Here is a 20625-nt window from a genome sequence, read left to right on the forward strand (position 1 = left end):
TCCTTTAGCCAGCTCATTTGCATGCTCTTATTCATTTGATTAAGTGTTGAGTATCGTTATCATGTCTTGTATTTTTTCTATATTTGTGAACTTTTGAGAAGAAGTATCCTATTCAGATTGATGTCTGTCAAATTTTGGCCCTTATTTAGTTTAGGCTTTAATTTGTATAGAATCAACTGAATATTTTTTCTTAACCCGTTGATTTACGGGATGATTTGTCAAGTATCAAAATTAAAATATGAGCACAAAATTTCCAGATTACAAGAACTTAGATCTTTCACAGATCAATAAAGATGTCTTAAAAGAATGGGAAGAAAACAAGACTTTCGACAGGAGTTTAGAAACTCGTGAAGGAAATCCATCTTTTGTTTTCTACGAGGGACCCCCATCAGCAAACGGGATGCCTGGTATTCACCACGTGATGGCCCGTGCATTGAAAGATATTGTATGTCGTTATAAAACGCTTAAGGGTTTCAAAGTAGACCGTAAAGCAGGTTGGGATACCCACGGACTTCCGGTTGAGTTGGGTGTTGAGAAGGAATTGGGTATTACCAAAGAGGATATTGGGAAGAAAATTTCTGTTGACGAATATAACGAAGCTTGTAGAACAAACGTGATGAAATATACACGTGAGTGGGAAGATTTGACCTCGAAAATGGGTTACTGGGTGAATATGGATGAGCCATATATCACTTACGATAACCGTTATATTGAAACTTTATGGTGGTTGTTAAAGCAATTATTTGAGAAGGGATTCTTGTATAAGGGCTATACCATTCAGCCATTTTCACCAGCAGCCGGAACCGGATTGTCAACTCACGAGTTGAACCAACCTGGCTGTTATAAAGATGTAAAAGATACAACGGCAGTTGGTCTGTTTAAGATTGAAAAAGATGCTAAGAGTGATTTCCTTTTCGAGGGAATCGACTGTGATGCTTATTTCATGGCCTGGACAACTACGCCCTGGACTTTACCATCGAATACGGCATTGGCTGTTGGTCCTAAGATCACTTATGTGCGTGTGCGTACGTTCAATCCATACACAGGTAAGGATTGTGTTGTTGTTTTAGCTAAAGATTTATTTAACAACTTCTTCGATACCAATTTGAAGGATGTTGAATTAAGCGAATATAAAATCGGGGATAAGAAAATCCCTTACAAGCCACTTTCTGAGTGTGCCGGTACAGATCTTGAAGGTATCCGTTATGAGCAATTATTGCCATGGGTGAAGCCTGAAGGTGATGCTTTCCGTGTGATCTTAGGTGATTTTGTTACGATTGAAGATGGTACAGGTATCGTTCATATTGCACCTACTTTTGGTGCGGATGATGATCGTGTAGCTAAGGCTGCTGGTATTTCACCACTTATTTTCCGCGATAAGGAAGGCAAGATGCAACCTATGGTTGACCGTACAGGTAAATTCTTTAAACTTGATGAATTGGATGAGGAGTTCGTAAAGAACCATGTGAATGTTGAGCTTTACGCACCTTATGCTGGTCGTTATGTGAAGAATGCTTTCGATTCTACTTTAACTGAGAAAGATCCTACTTTGGATGTTGACATCTCAGTAGAGCTGAAAAAGAGCAGTCAGGCATTTAAGGTTGAAAAGCACGTTCACAACTACCCACATTGTTGGAGAACGGATAAGCCTGTCTTGTATTATCCATTGGATTCATGGTTTATCAAGACCACTGCTGTTCGCGATCGTATGATCGAACTCAACAAAACCATCAACTGGAAACCGAAATCAACAGGTGAAGGTCGTTTTGGTAAGTGGTTAGAGAACTTACAGGATTGGAATCTATCCCGTTCTCGTTACTGGGGTACACCTCTGCCTATCTGGGTTAGTGAAGACCGCAGCGAGATGAAATGTATTGGTTCTGTATCTGAGCTTAAAGCTGAGATTGTTAAGTCAATCGAAAAAGGATACATGAGCGAAAACATGCTTGAGAAATATGTTGATGGTGACAACACAAAAGAGAACTACGAGAAGTTCGATCTTCACCGTCCGTATGTTGACGATATTGTATTGGTAAGTGAATCAGGGCAGAAACTTTTCCGTGAGCTTGATCTTATAGATGTTTGGTTTGATTCGGGTGCGATGCCATATGCACAGCAACATTATCCGTTTGAAAACAAAGAGGATTTCGACAAGAAATTCCCTGCCCAATTTATTGCTGAAGGGGTAGACCAAACTCGTGGATGGTTCTTTACGCTTCACGCCATTGCAACCATGTGTTTTGATAGTGTGGCTTTCGAGAATATCATTTCAAACGGATTGGTACTTGATGCGACAGGAAATAAAATGTCGAAACGTTTAGGCAATGCGGTTGATCCATTCTCTACAATCGAGAAGTATGGTTCTGATCCATTACGTTGGTATATGATTACCAATGCTCAGCCATGGGATAACTTGAAATTTGATTTAAATGGTGTTGAAGAAGTTCGTCGTAAATTCTTCGGAACACTTTACAATACTTACAGTTTCTTCCAATTGTATGCTAATGTGGATGGATTTACCTATTCAGAAGCTGATGTGCCAATGGAAAAACGTCCTGAGATTGACCGTTGGATTCTTTCTCTTCTTAACTCATTAGTGAAAGAAGTTGAAGAATGTTATGAGTCTTACGAACCAACTCGTGCGGGTCGTGCTATTCAGGATTTTGTGAATGAAAACCTGTCAAACTGGTACGTTCGTTTATGTCGTAAGCGTTATTGGGGTGGTGATTATTCTACAGATAAGATTTCGGCTTACCAAACACTTTATAAGTGTCTTGAGACGATTTCTATTTTGGGATCACCTATTGCACCATTCTTTATGGATCGTTTATTCTTAGACTTGAATTCAGTGACCAAACGTTACACTGAAAACTCAGTTCATTTGGTAGACTTCCCAACTGCAGATGAGTCAGTTATTGACAAGTCGTTGGAGGAAAGACAGGATATGGCTCAGAAGATTTCGTCTATGGTATTGGGTCTTCGCCGTAAGGTGAAAATTCGTGTGCGTCAGCCATTAAGTAAGATTATGGTGCCTATTCTTGACGAAAGCATGATCCCTCAGTTGGAAGCTGTAAAAGGCATTATTCTTTCTGAGATTAATGTGAAAGAGATGGAATTTATCACCGATACATCAGGTGTATTGATTAAGAAAATCAAGCCTAATTTCAAGACTCTTGGACCTAAGCATGGCAAAATCATGAAGCAAATTGCTGGTGAAATTGCCAAAATGACTCAGGATGATATCGTGAATTTCGAAAAGGCTGCTGAATTTACTATTGTTGTGAATGATGAGACTGTTGTTTTGACGCTTCAGGATGTTGAAATCATTTCGGAAGATATTCCAGGCTGGTTGGTTGCGAATGAAGGTAAGCTAACAGTTGCACTTGACGTGAATATCACTGAAGACTTACGTCAGGAGGGTATTGCTCGTGAGTTTATCAATAGAATTCAAAATCTGCGTAAGGAGAGTGATTTTGATGTGACTGATAAAATTTCATTGGAAATTGTAAAGCACGATGCGATAAATGATGCTGTTTTAACTCATAAAGATTATATAGGAAGTCAAACTCTTGCTGAAACAGTGAGTTTAGTTGAAGAAATTGACGGAACTGATGCAAAAGAAGTAGAAATAGAGGCTGGAATCGAAACATATATTCGAATTAAAAAGCTTAGTGTGTAATACTTTTTTTGTTATCTTTAGGATCAAATCCAAAATTATGACTGAAAAAAAACGCTATACAGACGAAGAATTGCAGGAGTTTAAAGAATTGATTTCTCAGAAACTCGCAAAAGCTAAAAAAGACTATGAAACCTTGAAGGCTGTTATTTCTAATAGCTCAGGAAACGATATTGAAGATACTTCTCCTACTTTTAAAGTTCTTGAAGAAGGAGCTTCAGTTTTGTCGAAAGAAGAGGCTGGAAGATTGGCACAACGTCAAGCCAAGTTCATTAGTCATTTGGAAGCTGCTCTAATTAGAATAGAGAATAAGAACTATGGTATTTGTCGTGAGACTGGTAATTTGATTTCTAAAGAAAGATTGCGTGCTGTTCCTCATGCTACCTTAAGTATAGCTGCGAAGAACAAGCAAGTCTAATAACATTTTAATATACAGAAAATGATTGGGAGAGAAGTCTTCCAATCATTTTTGTTTATATTCGGGGCTGTAAGTTGTATAACTGAAAACAGGCTTCTGGTTTGTAAATAGCGATTTTGTCTTTTCAGATGTCCGGAGCGACTACTAATCAGTTGTATCGCTGAAATATTAACATTAAAACAATAGCATGTCATTAATAAAAAAATCGGCACTCTTTATTGTGGTGCTTTTAATACTCGACCAGGTTTTTAAAATATGGATTAAAACCCACATGATGCTTGGTGAAGAGTTTCCAGTATTCGGTGATTGGTTTATCATTCATTTTATTGAGAATAATGGAATGGCCTTTGGAATGGAGCTGGAAGGTAAGATGGGTAAAATTCTTTTGAGTTTGTTTCGAATTGTGGCAATCTGTGGTATTGGCTGGTATTTGAATGATATTTGTAAGAAGAAAGCGCCCAGAGGTTTGATTTTATCTATTGGATTAATTTTTGCCGGAGCAATGGGTAATATTATTGACAGTGCCTTTTATGGTATGATTTTTAACGATAGCTATTATCAGGTAGCTAGTTTCTTACCTGATGCCGGTGGTTATTCGTCATTCCTTCATGGTAAGGTTGTTGATATGCTTTATTTTCCTTTGATCGATGGTAATTTCCCATCATGGGTTCCATTCTGGGGAGGCGATCATTTCGTTTTTTTCCGTCCTGTATTTAATATTGCAGATTCCTATATTACGATTGGGGTCGCTTTAATCCTTCTCTTTCACAAGAAATACTTTGTACAGGAAATATCTAAGAAATAAACAGAATTTTCTGATAAGCATATACAAAAATAGCCTTGGAATCTCCAAGGCTATTTTTGCGTTAGGCAGCTTAACTCTTAAAGTTTTGAAAATGACCTTCAGTGCAACAGTATATTTAGGAAAGCCATATAATTTTAAGAGTGGGTATAAAATTCTATCCGATTATTTATAGAATCACACATTGTAAATTAGATTAAATAAAAATATGATTATGGATAGTTATTGTCAGTGAAATAATATAATTTTATTTAGAAAGGTTGAGTTGATTTTATGTACAATGGTGGGAAGATGGTATTTGTTATCGTAGATATTTTAGTACAAACACCTGAAAATTATGAGAAACTTTAGTATTCTATTATTGTTATTATTTGCTGTAGGCAGCGCCAGCAGTTTTGCTCAGAAAGACCGTTTCAGATCGGATCTTCTTATAATTGAGGGCAATTGCTGCACGGTTTTAAATCTATTAAATTCAGAGTTTAAAAATGATTCTATAGCCGTATCCTGTTTCATGAGAGATTACATTTTGGTAAATCCATTACCTAAAAAGATACTTAATCAGAAACCCAAGAAGGTTATTGAGTATTATAATAGAATTGAGAATAAAGAATTAAGGTGTATTCATAAAAAGCATTATTATAGCACGGTATTGTTAAATAAGTAGTGCCAAATTAGAAATGAAATAACTTTTTTAACTTCTATCAGTTAAGCTTAAACTTTGATATAAAAAAACACTCTAAATATTAGTTATTTAGAGTGCTTTTTTATTTCGTGTGTCTTATAGTGTTTCGCAAGCAAAATCGATACGGGATAGCGTTTCCTCTTTACCCAATAGCTCGATAATATCGAACATATGTGGTCCTTTCCCTGCGCCTACCATAGCTAAGCGGAATGGGTTCATGATTTTACCAAAGCCAATTTCTTTAGCTGTGATCCATTCTTTAACGATGGCCTCGGTATTAGCTGATGTGAAATCAGAAATACCATTAAGCACTGTTTTAAGTTCCTGCATTAATTCGGGAGCATCATCTTTCCACGATTTCTTAGCAGTTTTAGCATCGAATTCCTGCGGTGCTTCGAAAAAGAAATTCACATGATCCCAAAGCTCAGCGATGAAGTCAACACGATCTTTTACCATAGCACATATACGGTTTACTTTGTCCTGGTCGGCTTCAATTCCTTTTTTTGCAAGGACTTCCTGAGTGAAAAGCTGACCAATTTCATTGTCCGATTTAGCCATTAAGTATTGGCGATTGAACCATTTTGTTTTCTCAGGATCGAATTTTGAGCCTGATTTACCCACACGTTCCAATGAGAATACCTGTGATAATTCTTCCATAGAGAAGATTTCTTTCTCTGTTCCCGGATTCCAACCTAAAAAGGCAAGCATATTAATAAAGGCTTCAGGGAAATAACCATCTTCACGGTAACCCGATGAAATATCCTGTGTTTTGGGGTCTTTCCAAAGCAACGGAAAAACAGGGAAGCCTAATTTGTCGCCATCGCGTTTGCTAAGCTTTCCTTTACCTACAGGTTTTAGAATTAGTGGCAGGTGAGCAAATTTTGGCATCGCAGCTTCCCAACCCAATTTTTTGTATAATAAAACGTGAAGAGGCATAGAGGGTAACCACTCTTCGCCACGAATCACGTGAGAAATCTTCATCAAATAATCATCAACCACATTAGCCAAATGATAAGTCGGCATGCCATCCGATTTAAAAAGAACCTTATCATCAAGAGCAGACGTGTTGAATACAACTTGTTTTCTGATTTCATCTTCAAGATGAAGCTCTTCGTTTACCGGCATTTTAAAACGAACCACATAAGCCTCTCCCGATTCAAGTTTTGCCTGAACTTCTTCAGCACTTAAGGCTAAAGAGTTGTTCAACTGATCACGGGTTTCAGAATTGTAGGTGAATGTTTTCTTTTCGGCTTCATATTCATTACGAATAGCGTCCAATTCTTCAGCTGTATCGAAAGCGTAATAGGCATCCCCTGAAGCGATCAATTTTTCAGCATACTCGCGATACATGGGTTTTCTCTCAGACTGACGGTATGGACCATATTCTCCTCCTACAGTAGCACCTTCATCAATTGTAATGCCACACCATTTTAGGGCTTCAACAATATAATCTTCAGCACCAGGAACATAACGGGTTTGATCGGTATCTTCAATTCGTAATAGGAATTTGCCACCATGTTTACGGGCAAACAGATAGTTGAAAAGGGCTGTTCTCACACCTCCCATATGCAATGGTCCTGTTGGGCTAGGGGCAAATCGAACTCTGACTTTATTATCGCTCATGATTTTATCCTTAAAATATTTTAATTCCTGACGACCAGGTTTGATAATTCAAATTTCGACAAAGATAACAATTATTGTATCATCTGTGTTCGCTAATATAGGGCTTGAATGTTCTACTAAAGAAATATTTGACTTCGGTTTTGTGGAAATAAAAAAGGAGCTCCCTTTTATGGAAACTCCTTAGAAATATTTTAAAATCGATCGGCGTTATTTTTGTAGAACCCAACACGATGCATTGGGATTCTTTTGTAAGACTTTTCTACGGAATCGATCGGCTTCTTTTTTTGAGTTGAACTTGTCTAGAGCAACGGCGTAAAGGTTTTTATTCTTAATGATAGTTGCAGGATACGAGTTGGCTTCAATCACTGTTTTCAGAATTTTAGCATTCTCGATATTAGAGAAACTGCCTGCGATTAAGTAATATTTACCCTTAATCGATTTGTTTTTGATGGCAGCCTTAGGTTTTGCATAAATGATTCGGGGCTCAAAACTAACCAACTCATTTTCGGGTGAGATTCTATCACTCTGCTTAACTAATGTTGTTTTCTGAACGTCTGGCGTACTCTCCATCATACTGAAGGAAGCTGAAGCCTGGTGTTGACTGTTATTCAGATTAACAGGAATAAGTGCCAAACCTAAAAAGAAAGGAATTGTAACGGCAGCATAAACCTTACGTTTTAGACTAACTCGTCCCCAGAAATTTTCTTTAATAATAAGGGAGCGGACCTGAGGGTTTTCCTGAATGATTTGATCAGGAAGTTCAAAGCTTTCCATACCGAACAAATCAGCAAGAAAGTTGATGTTCTTAGCCGGTTCGAATTGTAATTTATGACGTTTGTTGTAAAACAATTCGCCTAATTCACTAAAGTTGACTCTTTCGTTTCTGCGTAAACGGACGCTAATATCTTCGATATAAAGCTCAACAGATTTTTTAGCTTCAGAATATGTTAATCTTTCTTCTTCAGCTAAACAATTTATAAGTAATCCATCATTCTGTTTTAGATTTCGATTAAAACTAACAGCCTTTGATGGAGGAAGCATTTCATTGGTGAGTCGGTTTTCCTGAGCCGGACAATAGTTAGCTACAAAGCCGCCTAAACCTGGAAGAATCACACAGTCATGGATGAATAATAAATCCTTTATATATCTTGATATTTCTAGCATAAAAACAAAGATAAAAATTCTAGACTCTAATTAAAATTGAATGCCAACAGAAATATACTAAAAGCTTAGTAATCAAAAGTAAAAAAATGAAAGTTTTTTTTCGGATAGTTTGATACATAAGTTTAATTCGAATTTTCTGTTGGTGGTTCTGATCATTTCATTTTCAGAGAAGTGGCGTGTTTATTTTTGTTTAGAGATCTTATTGGAGTATACCTTACAGACACTTAGTTGATATAAGAATAGAATTAATAGGAAAAGTTATTGTTTAAAATCTGTTATGAGACTTGTCATATAGTAATATTTCTATAGCTTTGTCTCTCTAAAATTCAAGGTATATGGCAACTTTTCTTTTTGACAAAATCGTTTTTGGGCCGGTAAAGAGCAGGCGTTTGGGTGTTTCTTTGGGAATAAACCTATTGCCTACCGATTGTAAGTTGTGCAGTTTCAATTGCATTTATTGCGAGTGTGGTTGGAATCCGAAGAAAACACATAAGGTTGATTTTCACCCCCGGCATCTTGTAAAAGAAAAGCTTGAACAAAAGCTTAATGAAATGATAAAGCAAGGCGAAACGCCGGATGTAATCACGTTTGCCGGAAACGGAGAACCCTGCATGCATCCTGAATTTGCCGGAATTATTGATGATACCATTGAGCTTCGAAATGCAATATTTCCTAAGGCAAGAATTGCCGTTCTATCCAATTCCACAATGATTCATAAACCTGATGTTTTTGCAGCATTGAATAAGGTTGAGGATAATATTTTAAAATTAGATGGAGGAAAAGAACAAACCATTATCAATTTAGACCAACCAGTAGGAACTTTTAACTTGGAGAAAACAGTTGATCTGTTATCAAAATTTAGAGGTAATCTTACAATTCAGACTTTATTTATAAAAGGTGAATATAATGGTAAGTCGATTGATAATACTTCGCAGGAAGAGATTGATTTATGGTTGCAGCATTTGAAAAAAATTCGGCCCCGTGAAGTCATGATCTATACCATATCCCGAGATACACCTGTTGAAACACTTCAGAAGGTTGATCTTGCAGAATTAGAGAGAATTGCAAACTTGGTTGAACAGGCCGGATTTCCTACACAAATCAGTGGCTAAGTTGTTTAACGATTAGAATCATTCTGTATTTTTTACCAATCGCTAAAAAATACAGATAAGGAATTGAAAAATTGATATAAATGGCTTAGTTTTATTGGATTGAAATTACGAAGCCAATAAATTATTCTACTATGCTCAGATTAAGCATTCGATTGTCGTATTTACTAATATTTTTAAGTTTTAATTTTGTTTCGACGGCTAGTCAAAATAAAACGAAAACGGGTACTCCTAACGTACAGGAATTAGTAGTAAATACCCAAAGTTTAAAGAAGGTCAAGAATATTTTCTATAATGTACCATCACCAGTTGAGGTAACCAACATTATACAGAAAATGAATCTTCCTTACTATCCCGATTTATTGAATCCCAGTACAAATTCAGAAAACTATTTAACTCAGGCTAATAAAGCTTTGAATATGGGGGTTTATGGTGCGGACTTAAGTTATATTCGTATTTACGAACAATACCAGGATGCAGCAAGATTTTTGGTGGTTGTTAAAAAGTTTACCCGTCAACTGGGCATCCCGGAAGAAGGTGAACGAGTTATTGCTAAACGTCTGGAGAAAAATATACAGAATCAGGATTCTTTATTGAATATTATTACTGAGACTTTCACCGATTCGGATAGTTATCTGAAAGAAAATCGTAGAGGAAGTACTGCAGCCCTTATCATTTTTGGTGGTTGGATTGAAACCTTATATCTGGCCACTAATATTATTGATATGAATTCGCCTCAGGATGAAATGACGAAATTGATCGTTGAACAACGTTATTCCGTTAAAAATTTACTGGCTCTTATGAAGCAGTTTTCGGACGAAAAGCGCGTTCAGGATTTTCTACCTGATTTGATATTATTGAATGAAAAATTCAAGGAAATTGGTCAGGTCAAGTCTGGTAAAGCGAAATTGGTTTCAAAAAAGGGAAAGGCTGTAATAGGTAATAAGGTGAAACTTAACCTGCCTCCCCATATATTGAAAGATGTGAAGACTATTAATGATAGAATTCGAACTCGAATTACAGAATTGTAGTGTTGTTTAATGAGTCTTAATGATAAATAATATTCTTAAGGATGAGTAAAATTTACAGATATATAATTTTAATAATAGCATTAACTTGTGTTTCGAGTTTTGCCTTCTCGCAGTGCAATGAATTTACCAAGAAAGATTGTATTCCTTTGTTAAGTCCGTACACTTTTAACGGACAACTTAATAATACAGTTTTGTCAGAAGGAGAAACAGCAGAACTGCAACTTACCTTTTATGCTGATCAGGAATATCGGATTCTGGTAGCGGGTGAAGATCAGTTAGGTCAGATCAGATTTCAATTATTGGATGTGGAATACAATGTTTTATATGACAATAAAGATGAAGACTTTACTAAGCTATGGGATTTTTCAGTAGAGAGTACTGATGATTTTATAGTTAGGGTTATGGTTGATCAGAATATGAACCCTGAAGATACTGAAAGCGGTTGTGTTTCCATGTTAATCGGATTTAGGGCTTTTGGTTCCCGAACGCTTTTTAAATAAGAATGAAACTATAGTAAATTAAGCGGTTTTTTACATTTGAAGAATCCACCTTTTAGGGGTGGATTTTTCTATTTAAAGAACTTTGTAAATATAGATATGACTACTTTTGTGAATGATTTTAATAAAACAGATTGCAATATTTTTAGGCTTATGGCTTTTAGGCGAATTGATATCCTACTATGGTCATTTGCCTCTTTCGGGGAGTATAATTGGCATGTTATTACTTGTGATTGGCATGGAATTAAAGCTGATTAAAACTGAGGATATTAAAGTTGTGGCCAATTTTCTACTCAATAATATGGCCATGTTTTTTATTCCTGCGGGTGTAGGCATTATGTGCCATTATCAGATTTTGAAACAGGAGTGGCTGTCTATTTCAGGGGCCATAGTTATAAGTGCTCTACTGGTTCTTACAGTTGTCGGGTTAATCATGAAAAAACGAATCCGATGAAAGAGCTATTGAATTCTCCTCTCGTGCATGTGAGCTTGACGCTTGCGGTTTATATCTTTTCTAAAAAGATGCAGTTGAGATACAAATCTCCGCTATTGAATCCAATTTTACTCACTATTGCGGTGGTGATTGCTTTCCTTCTTTTTACTGAGGTTGACTATCAGGATTATGAGAGGAATACGCAAGTGATCAGTTTTTGGCTGGCTCCTTCTGTTATTGCTTTAGGCTATGCTTTATATAGTTATCTGGAAGAAATAAAGGCTGATTTTAAGAAGATAATTGCTTCAATGTTAGCAGGGAGTTTGACGGGCATAGTGTCAGTATGTATGATGGCTTATTTTTTAGGCGCCTCAAAGGCAACACTCATTTCTTTAGCGCCAAAATCAGTAACGACTCCAATTGCAATTGAGGTTTCGAAACAAATGGGAGGTATCCCTTCATTAACCGTTGCATTTGTAATTGCAGTCGGTATATTTGGAGCCATATTTGGTCAAATGTATCTGAAGCTATTGGGTGTTAAGGATCCAAAGTCAGTTGGTTTAAGTTTAGGTGCTACGGCTCATGCTTTGGGAACAGCCAGTATTAGTGAACAAGGACCCGATTTTAGTGCTTTTGGCGGTTTAGGTATGGCTCTGAATGGGGTATTGACAGCTATATTAGCACCCTGGGCTATTAAATTATTACTGCTCGTACTTTATTGATCGGAAACATGTAGAAATAAGAATGCCATATCTCCGGATTCTGAGTCCGGAGGTATGGCATTTTTACTTAGTTTGCTTCTGTCTTTTGTTTATTTTAAACTGAAGGATGCATTTCCAATATGAACACCTTCCGAAAAGAGATCTAATGTATATTCACCTTTAACCAAGCTGCCATCATTATCCCAGAAAATCGAGACTTCAAGTTCGTTGCCTTCATATTCGATATCACGTTTAGCAGAATAGGCCATTTGTGTATTCTCATATTCAAACAATAGGTTTTCAGGATTACTTAGGATCACCTCATCAGGACGAGAGATTCTAAGGTAAATTGTTTTTAACCCTGGTGTTATCGTGATGTTTTTTCTTAAGGTAAAGCTTGTTTTAAGTTTGTCAGTCTTAGATATCTTTTTAATTGATCTACCTTTTTTATTGATTGGTTCACATGTAATTTGAGTCGCATCGAGAGCTGAAGCTTTAGAAATAAGCTCTTTCATATTTTTCGTTGTACTTTCCAATTTTTCGTTGCGTTCTTTTACCCACGAAATTTGTTTTTTGACACGAATATTCTCAGCATTGAGTTCCTTATTTTTACTATTCAAAGAATCAATCTGAATCACATAGCTACGAAGCACACCCTTAAGCGTACCAATTTCTTTTTTGTATTTGTTGATTTCGAAGTATGAATTATTTCTGAATACACGCATTCTTTCCAATAATTCATCAATTTTCCCCTTTTCGGTTACCAATAATTGATTTAAGGTATCATTGGAGGTTTGCAAAGAGTCGTAATTTTGAGAAAGTGTCTTTAATTCATTCTCTAAATCGATTTTTTCAATTTTAATTTCAGCTATGTATTGTCTATTCTCTCTATATGTTTTCAAGAATAAGATAGAAACGGTCAGTAGGATAACTCCCAATGAGATTAGAACGATTTTATAAATCTTGTCTTTCTTGGCTGTCTGCAAATCTGTGCTCATCTAAATTATTTTAATCGTTTATGATGGCATCAAATTTAATGGTTTTTACTCTTTTAATGCAAAGGAAGTGTTTTAAAAACAGAAAAAGCCGCCCAATCTTTGATCAAGCGACTTTGGAGTACTACTAAAACCCCAACTATATAATGAAATTAAAATGTGCGTTCTTTTATGAGCTTTCCTTCTTCATCCCAAATTAGCCATGTGCCTGATTTTTCTCCTTCATTATATTCCATTTCATATCTTTTCACGCCATTGGCATCCCAGATGTACCATTTGCCATGTTTCTTGTTTTTTTTGTATCGTGCTTCGGCAATTTTTACGGATTGATTATTCCAGGTTACCCATGTGCCATCCATCAGACCTTTTACGTAGGAACGAACTTCCTGAATTTGTTCATCCTGAAAGAAGAGAGTGATTTTTCCATCTCGTTTCCCTTCAGTCAGATTCATTTCTATTCGCTTGTTCCCATTTTCGTAAAATTCGGTATAGGTTCCCGTATAAAGATCGCCCTCAACGCTGTAATACAAGCCTTCAATTTCTTTTATCGACTGTGAGAATGATTGCATGCAAAGCATACAAATACAGAAACACAGAATTAAGCCTAATCTATTTTTCATCTTCAGTCTTAGTCTTTTTTAAGTACCAAACGAATAACATTTTTAGGACCACTCACATTCACATTTTTCAATTTGTTATCTGAGTACGAGATGTAGTTCGATAAAATATTGTATTTACCGGGAACTACATTGTTAATCTTAAAATTGCCATCAAAGTCGGTGTAAAAAGTTTCGTTTGAGCCTTCGAAACGAATCGCAACACCAGCTAGAGCTTCGCCGGTTTCGTTATCTAAAACAATGCCTGAAAGGCTGGTTGTTGTTAGTGTTGAGATTTCAGTCGTTTCAATGTTCTTGTCTCCCTTAGGTGTTATCACATTTACAGCTTGGCTGCTTAGTCCTGTAATAAGGAATGCTGCGATTAGAAATACAATTTTTTTCATGATTTGTGTATTTAAAGTTTTGTATATAATGCCGGTTTTGTTCGGGCATGGTTGATTTTTACGATGCTTTAATTGCTTTAGTATTACTGCACTTTGTTTTCATGACCAAAAATAAAGGATGCTTTATTTGGAACGATTAAAAGAAACTTACCAATAGGTTAAGGAATAATTAAGTCGCTGTTTTTAGGTCTTCTAATTGGAGTTGGAATAAACGAATGGCCTTTGTTTACAGGATTTGTGTGAGGTTGTGGTAGCTTTGTTTTTTTGAGATTTATGATTTAATAAGCTCAAAAATCAAAGTTTAATTTTTTCATCAATTAAATGATGATAGGATGAATTTACATTCAGAAAATTTCTGTAAGTCGCGGGTTATCTGATCGTCAAGAGCGTTTTAGATTCAGTTTTTGATTTCGTCAGTTAATCTGAATTTTAGCTTTACTTAACAAACCATCTTTCCCTAATATTTACTTAACATGATATTTCAGTTTTGTTGATTTTCGTTTAAAACATATTTAACATGCTTGTCGCCTTTCTTGTCTAAAATCGCATAGTGAATGAAAAATAGAAAGCACGTATAGACTTATTATTAAAGAAATGACAAAGCAAGTATTCTTAGTTTTATTATTGAATATATCTTTTTTAGGGCTGTTTGCACAACAGACAAGTATTACCGGAAATGTGAAAGATGTAAAGATTGGAGAGACCTTAATTGGCGCTTCGATTTATGTGGAGGGGACAACAATTGGAACCGTTACTGATTTTGATGGGAATTACACTTTAAAAAACATTCCGGTTGGCACAATTAATTTAAAATGCTCATTTATTTCATACGAAACTGTTACAAAGAAAAACATCACACTAAGTGAAGGGGATATTCCGGTTATAAATTTCGAGATGGGAACTTCTTCAGTCGAACTGAATGATGTGGTGGTGATAGCAAAAGCTAAGCGAGAATCGGCACTTGTTTTATTGATGGATCAGAAGAAATCAGCTGTGATGAAACAATCTATTGGCGCACAACAATTAGCCACTCAGGGAATTTCTGATGCCGCATCAGCAGCAAGTAAGATAACAGGTGTTTCCAAACAGGAAGGGAATAAGGGTTTAAGTGTTCGTGGCTTGGGCGACCGTTACAATACAAGTAGCTTAAATGGTTTGCCATTACCTTCGAATAATGCCGAGTATAAAAACATCGAACTGGGTTTGTTCTCAACTGATATCATCGAATTTATCGATGTTGAAAAAGTCCCAACGGCCAATTTGTATGGCGACTTTGCGGGTGCAAATATCAATATTGTTTCAAAGGTACATTCCGGGAAAAGTTATTTGAAACTGGGTTTAAAAACCGGATATAATCTCAATTTGGCAGATGCCGATAAATTCTATTTAGGTGATGGTCCGGGAGCTTTGGGTTTTGACAATTTCGATTACCCTCAGGATTTGAGTACTTACGATTTTGAGACCAATTGGAATCCTGAAGAAAAAACGGTTTATCCCAATATAGAATTAAAACTGTCGGGGGGTAAGACTTATAAATTTGAGAATTCAGAACTAAATGCGTTTGCAAGTTTATCCTTCGATAATGAATACAGTTATAGCGATTACCTTGAGCGTAAGGTAAATGGTAGTGATTATGTGAGAGCTGATGTGAGAGGTGAGAAATATAATTACACAACTCAGTCAACAGGCATGTTGAATCTGAACTACAATTGGAAAAAGAATAAATTCTTTTTCAATACGATTTTGCTAAACACTTCCGATCAGATGCTGAGAGAAGTGAGAGGAACTCTTTTTGATTTGGCAGAAGTAGGTGCCTTGGTTCGTCGTTCAGAATATGAAAGAAACACGGTTTGGGTGAATCAGCTTTTAGGGAAGCATGAGTTGAAAGAAAAGATGGATTTGAATTGGGGAATCGCTTTTAATAAGGTGAATAATATTGTTCCGGACAGGAAACACAATACCATGGAAAATGGGACTGATTCCGAAAAATATTTTGCAACCAATGACCAGGCTAACAACAATCGTTATTTCCATGACTTAACTGAAGATGAATTCGCCGCAAATTTAAGTGTCGATTATCAGTTTGGTGAAGGGTTTGCAGATGAAGATTACAAAGGGAAATTGACTTTAGCTTACTCTGGTAAATATAAAACGCGAGCTTTTGAAGCCACACAATTCAATCATAAAATTAAGGAAAATCGTTTGGTGAATGTGGGTGATATAGATTCGTATTTCAATAACGATAATTTGCAAAAAGGGCTATTCGATCTTAAGGTTTTATCAAGCGATTTTGTGATTCTTTCGACTTATGATGGCGAACAGGTGATAAATGCTGGATTTGCTAGCCTGGAATATAATCTGAGTCCACGTTTACTGGCTTTAATTGGTGTTCGCATTGAGCATGTGTTTCAGAAAATTGAATATAAAACAGCGTTGGGCGAGGGTAAAGAAGATTTTAATGAATTGAACGTGTTGCCCAGTCTGTCTTTAAAGTACGCCTTGAATGAAAAATCGAATTTAAGATTTGCTTCGGGGATCACTTATACCCTTCCGCAGTTTAAAGAGTCAGCTTTATTCCTTTTCGAAGGGATTACGGATGTGATAGTGGGGAATCCCTATCTCACGCCTTCAACGAATTATAATGGTGAGATTAAATGGGAATTTTTTCCCAAACCAAGCGAGTTGATTTCAGTCGCAGCATTCGGAAAATACATTGTCGATCCGATCAACAAATTTGTACGTGCATCGGCTGGTAATGAATTTACTTACGCTAACACAGGCGATTGGGCTTATATCTACGGGGTGGAGCTCGAAGCAAAAAAGGATATCCTAACCTTAAGCTCTGATCATTCGACCAAGAAGTTGTATCTGTCAGCGAACCTGACATTGATGGACAGCAAGCAGGAATTGGATCAGGATAAAATTATAGAACAGACCAAAGGGCAGTTTAATGCCAATTTCAATAAAAATGAGGAAAAACTGCAAGGTGCAGCACCGCTGATTGGCAATGCTAATATGACCTATAAATATTCCTGGGCTGGGGGTAAAAAATCAGTGACATCCAGTTTGATCTATACCTATGTATCTGATCGATTGAGTTTGATAGGGTATTCCAGTTTGGGAAATCAGGTTGACAAGGCCAGACAGACTCTTGATTTTGTGATGAGATCGAAAATTAAACAATGGGCATTGAGCCTGTCAGCAAAGAATATTCTGAATCAGGATATAGAGAGAAAACAAGAAAATGCGAGCCGTGACTGGATCGTGAAATCATATAATAAAGGAGTGAAATTAAGTGTGGGTTTATCCTATACATTTTAAATAAAAGAAGCTTCAGAGCTTAATCAATTGTAAATATTATATCCATTTTATAATCTAATTAAAAAGAAAATGAAAAAATTATTTTTAGCCTTATTGGCAGTTTCTGTACTTGGTTTTTCAAGTTGTTCAGACGATGATGATCCTCAGCCAACACCAAATCCTGAGGTGAAATTTGATGTGGAAAATTTTAAAGGCGAAGTCATGGATGGCGAAGCAATCACATTAGATGCTTCAAAAACCTATATGTTATCGGGAGCTTTAATCGTGAAAAAAGGTGGGAGTTTGACGATTCCTGCAGGAACCCGAATTGTAGCTAGTGCGACATCGGCAAACGATGTTGATGTGCGTTATATTGCTGTTGAGCAGGGAGCAAAAATTTATATCAAAGGAACAGCATCAGCTCCGGTTGTTATGACTGCGGAAGTGAAAGAAGCTGAAGCCTGGGGAGGTTTGGTTGTTTGCGGTTATGCGCCAACCAATAAAGCCGATGCCGGTAGTGCTGGCGCCGAAGTATCGGGTTTGGCTTATGGGGGCGATCAACCTAATGATAGCTCAGGTTCTATTGAATATTTGCGATTGGAATACACCGGTTATAAGTATACTAATGAAAAGGAATTTAATGGTCTTTCTATGTTTGGAGTAGGCTCGGGCACAGTTGTTGACTATGTGGTTTCATACAAAGGGGGCGATGATGGAATGGAGTTTTTCGGAGGAACTGTAAATGCGTCTCACCTGGTATCAGTTGATAGTGGTGATGATGGAATTGACTTTGCTGATGGTTGGTCAGGAGTGGGCGAATATTGGTTCTCTTTAAACTCGGCAAAATCAGGTATCGAAGGCTCGAATAATGGTGACAACGGTGCAGCAACACCTATGACTGATGCAACACTTAGAAACATTACTGTTTATGGTATGGGTGAAAAGCCTTTCTTTTTGAAAGAAGGTGCAGGAATGATGAATATTGACAACATTGTAATTGGTGGTTTGAACGCAGATAAAACACAAGCTATTTTTTATGCTTCCTCAGATGATGCAGATGCTGCAGCGCGAATTGCTGCGGGTGATGTTGTTGTAAGCAACGCCAATTTTGTTGACATGAAAGAGGGGCAGACTAAAGCCGTGAGTATTTTAACTGTAGGAGAAAATATTGAGGCTAAAGGAGCTGGTAATGGGATTAATAAACCGGATTGGGTTTCGGATGCTTTAAATATGGTAGATGCCAACAAAACTGTTTTTGGTGATGCTGTTGTGGCCCGAGTTGCTTTTAAAGGTGATATCACTAGCGACATGACACTTGATGCCAACACTATTTATATGTTGAATGGTGCGGTTGTTGTTAAAGAAGGTGCTAGTTTAACGATTCCTGCAGGAACTGTGATTATTGCTTCAGAAGTTAGCGCGAACGATACTGAGGTTCGATATATAGCTGTTGAGCAAGGAGCTAAGATTTTTGTAAACGGAACAGCCGATGCTCCGGTTGTTATGACCTGTGAAAAAACTGAAGCTGAAGCCTGGGGCGGTTTGGTTGTGTGTGGAAAAGCACCAACAAATAAAGCGAATGCAGGAAGTGCTGGTGCTGAAGTGTCAGGTTTATCTTATGGCGGTGATGTGTCAGATGATAATTCCGGAAAAATCTCTTACCTGCGTTTAGAATATACCGGTTATAAATATACCAATGAAAAAGAGTTCAACGGCCTTTCTTTATTCGGAGTAGGTTCGGGAACAGTTGTTGAATATGTGGTATCTTATAAAGGAGGTGATGATGGCATGGAGTTTTTTGGAGGCTCTGTGAATGCATCTTACCTGCTTTCATACGAAAGTGGTGATGATGGAATCGATTTTGCTGACGGCTGGTCGGGTACAGGAACGAATTGGATGTCAGTTAACTCTGCCAAATCAGGAATCGAAGGTTCTAATAATGGCGATAACGGGGCAGCAAGTCCAATGACCCATGCAACTTTGAAAAATTTATCGGTTTTTGGAATGGGTGAGAAGCCATTTTATTTGAAAGAAGGTGCCGGGAAAATGAATATTGATAATATTGTGATAGGTGGTTTAGCTGATAATAAAGCACAGGCTTATTTCTATGTTTCTTCAAGTGATACTGATGCAGCAGATCGAATTGCAGCGGGTGATATCGTGATCACTAATGTGAAATTTGATCAGATGGGAATAGGGAATACAGAGAAAGCTGTTGCTGGTTTATCATTTACTGAAAACGCAAATGCAACGGGAGCTGGTAATGGTTTTGGAAAACCAAGCTGGTTATCTGATGCTTTGAATAAGGCCTACAATGGAGTAGTGATTGTAAATTAAGGTTGGTTTAGGTTTAGTTGAGAAAGGCAGATCCGTTTGAGATCTGCCTTTTGTTTTTTAGTTTTGTTCACTAAATACTCTTTTTAAAATAGAGCTCACACGCTTCATTGGATCTTTTCTGATTTGTAATTCTTCATCTGCAACTTTTAAGAAGAGGGCATCAAGCGCCTTAGTGGTTACATAGTCGTCCAGTTTTGAATTGACCGTTTTAAAGTTTGCAATTTTACCAGCAAAACTTCCGGCAACTTGATTGTAGGTACCTGTTAGCATTTCCCACGATTCGTTGGTTGAAAGATTAGCGATTAATTTCTTATCAAGTGAATTTTTAATTTTTGGCTTAAAGAGAGCTTTCAGTTTTGAGTAGCTTTTATTCTTTAAATATACGGTTGCAGCATCTTTATCACCCTTTAATATACCAAAAGCATCCTGAATGGTCATTTCAGAAATTGCAGAGACAAAAATTGGAGCGGCTTCAACGACGGCATCTTCAGCTGCACGGTTGAGTCTGAGGACAACTTTATCAATCATATCCTGTCCTCCGGGAATCATTTTAACGTGTTTGGTGATGTTTGCAGCTTCTGGTGGTAATAGGATTTTTACAAGTTCATCCTTATAGAATCCATCTTGTGTTGACAGGACTTTTGATGCCTGTTTGCTTCCTAATATCAAGGCTTCTTTTAAGCCTTGCGATACATCAAATGAAGTTAGTGGTTGGTTTTGTTCGATGGCATATTCGTTAACGATGGTTTGCAATTCGGCACATGATGTAAGGTATAGAGCCGATAGAAGGAGTATAGATTTTTTTAACATTTTTTAGATTTAGTTGATTTGTTATGGCTCGCAATTTATAAAAGATA

17 protein-coding genes are annotated in these 20625 nt (G+C 36.9%); 11 read left to right on the plus strand and 6 right to left on the minus strand.

What is annotated here, in order from left to right; translation table 11 throughout:
• The first annotated feature begins 238 nt into the window (after positions 1 to 238).
• The 4 genes from ileS to EO244_RS11135 all read left to right on the plus strand — a co-directional run bounded on the left by ileS (position 239) and on the right by EO244_RS11135 (position 5560).
• Entirely contained in the window at positions 239 to 3679 is a 3441-nt protein-coding gene (ileS, locus tag EO244_RS11120) for an isoleucine--tRNA ligase (protein WP_129254747.1), read from the plus strand.
• 37 nt (positions 3680 to 3716) lie between these two features.
• A complete protein-coding gene (locus EO244_RS11125; protein WP_129254748.1) occupies positions 3717 to 4094 on the plus strand; it encodes a TraR/DksA family transcriptional regulator in 378 nt (125 codons plus the stop codon).
• Positions 4095 to 4281: 187 nt separating this feature from the next.
• Entirely contained in the window at positions 4282 to 4899 is a 618-nt protein-coding gene (locus tag EO244_RS11130) for a lipoprotein signal peptidase (RefSeq protein ID WP_129254749.1), read from the plus strand.
• Between the two features lie 334 nt (positions 4900 to 5233).
• A complete protein-coding gene (locus tag EO244_RS11135) occupies positions 5234 to 5560 on the plus strand; it encodes a BAR domain-containing protein (RefSeq protein ID WP_129254750.1) in 327 nt (108 codons plus the stop codon).
• A 114-nt stretch (positions 5561 to 5674) separates the two neighbouring features.
• Here the strand turns inward: EO244_RS11135 and gltX are convergent, their stop codons facing one another.
• Together gltX and EO244_RS11145 are read right to left on the minus strand one after the other, a co-directional pair.
• Positions 5675 to 7201 (minus strand): glutamate--tRNA ligase, encoded by a 1527-nt coding sequence (gene gltX / locus EO244_RS11140; protein WP_129254751.1) that lies wholly within the window; start codon positions 7199 to 7201, stop codon positions 5675 to 5677.
• A gap of 207 nt (positions 7202 to 7408) precedes the next feature.
• A complete protein-coding gene (locus EO244_RS11145; protein ID WP_129254752.1) occupies positions 7409 to 8365 on the minus strand; it encodes an HU domain-containing protein in 957 nt (318 codons plus the stop codon).
• 335 nt (positions 8366 to 8700) lie between these two features.
• Here EO244_RS11145 and EO244_RS11150 point away from each other — a divergent pair, with 335 nt between their 5' ends.
• The 5 genes from EO244_RS11150 to EO244_RS11170 all read left to right on the plus strand — a co-directional run bounded on the left by EO244_RS11150 (position 8701) and on the right by EO244_RS11170 (position 12157).
• Positions 8701 to 9477 carry a radical SAM protein gene (locus tag EO244_RS11150; RefSeq protein ID WP_129254753.1) on the plus strand — a complete coding sequence of 259 codons (777 nt, stop codon included), beginning with the start codon at positions 8701 to 8703 and terminating at the stop codon, positions 9475 to 9477.
• A gap of 131 nt (positions 9478 to 9608) precedes the next feature.
• The gene (locus tag EO244_RS11155; protein ID WP_129254754.1) at positions 9609 to 10505 is read left to right on the plus strand and encodes a hypothetical protein; all 897 of its coding nucleotides are present in this window, start codon (positions 9609 to 9611) and stop codon (positions 10503 to 10505) included.
• A 41-nt stretch (positions 10506 to 10546) separates the two neighbouring features.
• Positions 10547 to 11005, plus strand: a complete 459-nt coding sequence (locus EO244_RS11160; protein ID WP_129254755.1) for a hypothetical protein — start codon at positions 10547 to 10549, stop codon at positions 11003 to 11005.
• Positions 11006 to 11117: 112 nt separating this feature from the next.
• The gene (locus tag EO244_RS11165) at positions 11118 to 11456 is read left to right on the plus strand and encodes a CidA/LrgA family protein (RefSeq protein WP_129254756.1); all 339 of its coding nucleotides are present in this window, start codon (positions 11118 to 11120) and stop codon (positions 11454 to 11456) included.
• A complete protein-coding gene (locus tag EO244_RS11170; RefSeq protein WP_129254757.1) occupies positions 11453 to 12157 on the plus strand; it encodes an LrgB family protein in 705 nt (234 codons plus the stop codon). The genes EO244_RS11165 and EO244_RS11170 overlap by 4 nt, the downstream gene beginning before the upstream one ends.
• An 89-nt stretch (positions 12158 to 12246) precedes the next feature.
• Here the strand turns inward: EO244_RS11170 and EO244_RS11175 are convergent, their stop codons facing one another.
• The 3 genes from EO244_RS11175 to EO244_RS11185 form a co-directional block, all read right to left on the minus strand.
• Positions 12247 to 13134, minus strand: a complete 888-nt coding sequence (locus EO244_RS11175) for a hypothetical protein (RefSeq protein WP_129254758.1) — start codon at positions 13132 to 13134, stop codon at positions 12247 to 12249.
• Positions 13135 to 13283: 149 nt separating this feature from the next.
• Positions 13284 to 13751: a toxin-antitoxin system YwqK family antitoxin gene (locus tag EO244_RS11180; protein ID WP_241687974.1), complete on the minus strand. Its 468-nt coding sequence runs from the start codon at positions 13749 to 13751 to the stop codon at positions 13284 to 13286.
• Between the two features lie 8 nt (positions 13752 to 13759).
• Positions 13760 to 14131: a carboxypeptidase-like regulatory domain-containing protein gene (locus EO244_RS11185; protein ID WP_129254759.1), complete on the minus strand. Its 372-nt coding sequence runs from the start codon at positions 14129 to 14131 to the stop codon at positions 13760 to 13762.
• Positions 14132 to 14725: 594 nt separating this feature from the next.
• Between EO244_RS11185 and EO244_RS11190 the strand changes: the two genes are divergently transcribed.
• Entirely contained in the window at positions 14726 to 17452 is a 2727-nt protein-coding gene (locus tag EO244_RS11190; protein WP_129254760.1) for a TonB-dependent receptor, read from the plus strand.
• Positions 17453 to 17521: 69 nt separating this feature from the next.
• Positions 17522 to 19768 (plus strand): hypothetical protein, encoded by a 2247-nt coding sequence (locus EO244_RS17020; protein ID WP_206734544.1) that lies wholly within the window; start codon positions 17522 to 17524, stop codon positions 19766 to 19768.
• A gap of 57 nt (positions 19769 to 19825) precedes the next feature.
• Here the strand turns inward: EO244_RS17020 and EO244_RS11200 are convergent, their stop codons facing one another.
• On the minus strand, positions 19826 to 20578 hold the full coding sequence (locus EO244_RS11200; RefSeq protein WP_129254761.1) for a DUF4197 domain-containing protein: 753 nt from the start codon (positions 20576 to 20578) through the stop codon (positions 19826 to 19828).
• Positions 20579 to 20625: the final 47 nt, after the last annotated feature.

The sequence above is a fragment of the Ancylomarina salipaludis genome, from assembly GCF_004122035.1.
In the GTDB taxonomy this organism is placed as follows: domain Bacteria; phylum Bacteroidota; class Bacteroidia; order Bacteroidales; family Marinifilaceae; genus Ancylomarina; species Ancylomarina salipaludis.

Excerpts from the sequence above, each read along its gene's own strand:
- gltX (WP_129254751.1), bottom strand. The coding sequence starts at position 7,201 with ATGAGCGATAATAAAGTCAGAGTTCGATTTGCCCCTAGCCCAACAGGA.
- EO244_RS11180 (WP_241687974.1), bottom strand. The coding sequence starts at position 13,751 with ATGAAAAATAGATTAGGCTTAATTCTGTGTTTCTGTATTTGTATGCTT.
- EO244_RS11155 (WP_129254754.1), top strand. The coding sequence starts at position 9,609 with ATGCTCAGATTAAGCATTCGATTGTCGTATTTACTAATATTTTTAAGT.
- EO244_RS17020 (WP_206734544.1), top strand. The coding sequence starts at position 17,522 with ATGAAAAAATTATTTTTAGCCTTATTGGCAGTTTCTGTACTTGGTTTT.
- EO244_RS11145 (WP_129254752.1), bottom strand. The coding sequence starts at position 8,365 with ATGCTAGAAATATCAAGATATATAAAGGATTTATTATTCATCCATGAC.
- EO244_RS11170 (WP_129254757.1), top strand. The coding sequence starts at position 11,453 with ATGAAAGAGCTATTGAATTCTCCTCTCGTGCATGTGAGCTTGACGCTT.
- EO244_RS11130 (WP_129254749.1), top strand. The coding sequence starts at position 4,282 with ATGTCATTAATAAAAAAATCGGCACTCTTTATTGTGGTGCTTTTAATA.
- EO244_RS11160 (WP_129254755.1), top strand. The coding sequence starts at position 10,547 with ATGAGTAAAATTTACAGATATATAATTTTAATAATAGCATTAACTTGT.
- EO244_RS11125 (WP_129254748.1), top strand. The coding sequence starts at position 3,717 with ATGACTGAAAAAAAACGCTATACAGACGAAGAATTGCAGGAGTTTAAA.
- EO244_RS11165 (WP_129254756.1), top strand. The coding sequence starts at position 11,118 with ATGATTTTAATAAAACAGATTGCAATATTTTTAGGCTTATGGCTTTTA.
- EO244_RS11185 (WP_129254759.1), bottom strand. The coding sequence starts at position 14,131 with ATGAAAAAAATTGTATTTCTAATCGCAGCATTCCTTATTACAGGACTA.
- EO244_RS11175 (WP_129254758.1), bottom strand. The coding sequence starts at position 13,134 with ATGAGCACAGATTTGCAGACAGCCAAGAAAGACAAGATTTATAAAATC.
- EO244_RS11200 (WP_129254761.1), bottom strand. The coding sequence starts at position 20,578 with ATGTTAAAAAAATCTATACTCCTTCTATCGGCTCTATACCTTACATCA.
- EO244_RS11150 (WP_129254753.1), top strand. The coding sequence starts at position 8,701 with ATGGCAACTTTTCTTTTTGACAAAATCGTTTTTGGGCCGGTAAAGAGC.
- ileS (WP_129254747.1), top strand. The coding sequence starts at position 239 with ATGAGCACAAAATTTCCAGATTACAAGAACTTAGATCTTTCACAGATC.
- EO244_RS11190 (WP_129254760.1), top strand. The coding sequence starts at position 14,726 with ATGACAAAGCAAGTATTCTTAGTTTTATTATTGAATATATCTTTTTTA.
- EO244_RS11135 (WP_129254750.1), top strand. The coding sequence starts at position 5,234 with ATGAGAAACTTTAGTATTCTATTATTGTTATTATTTGCTGTAGGCAGC.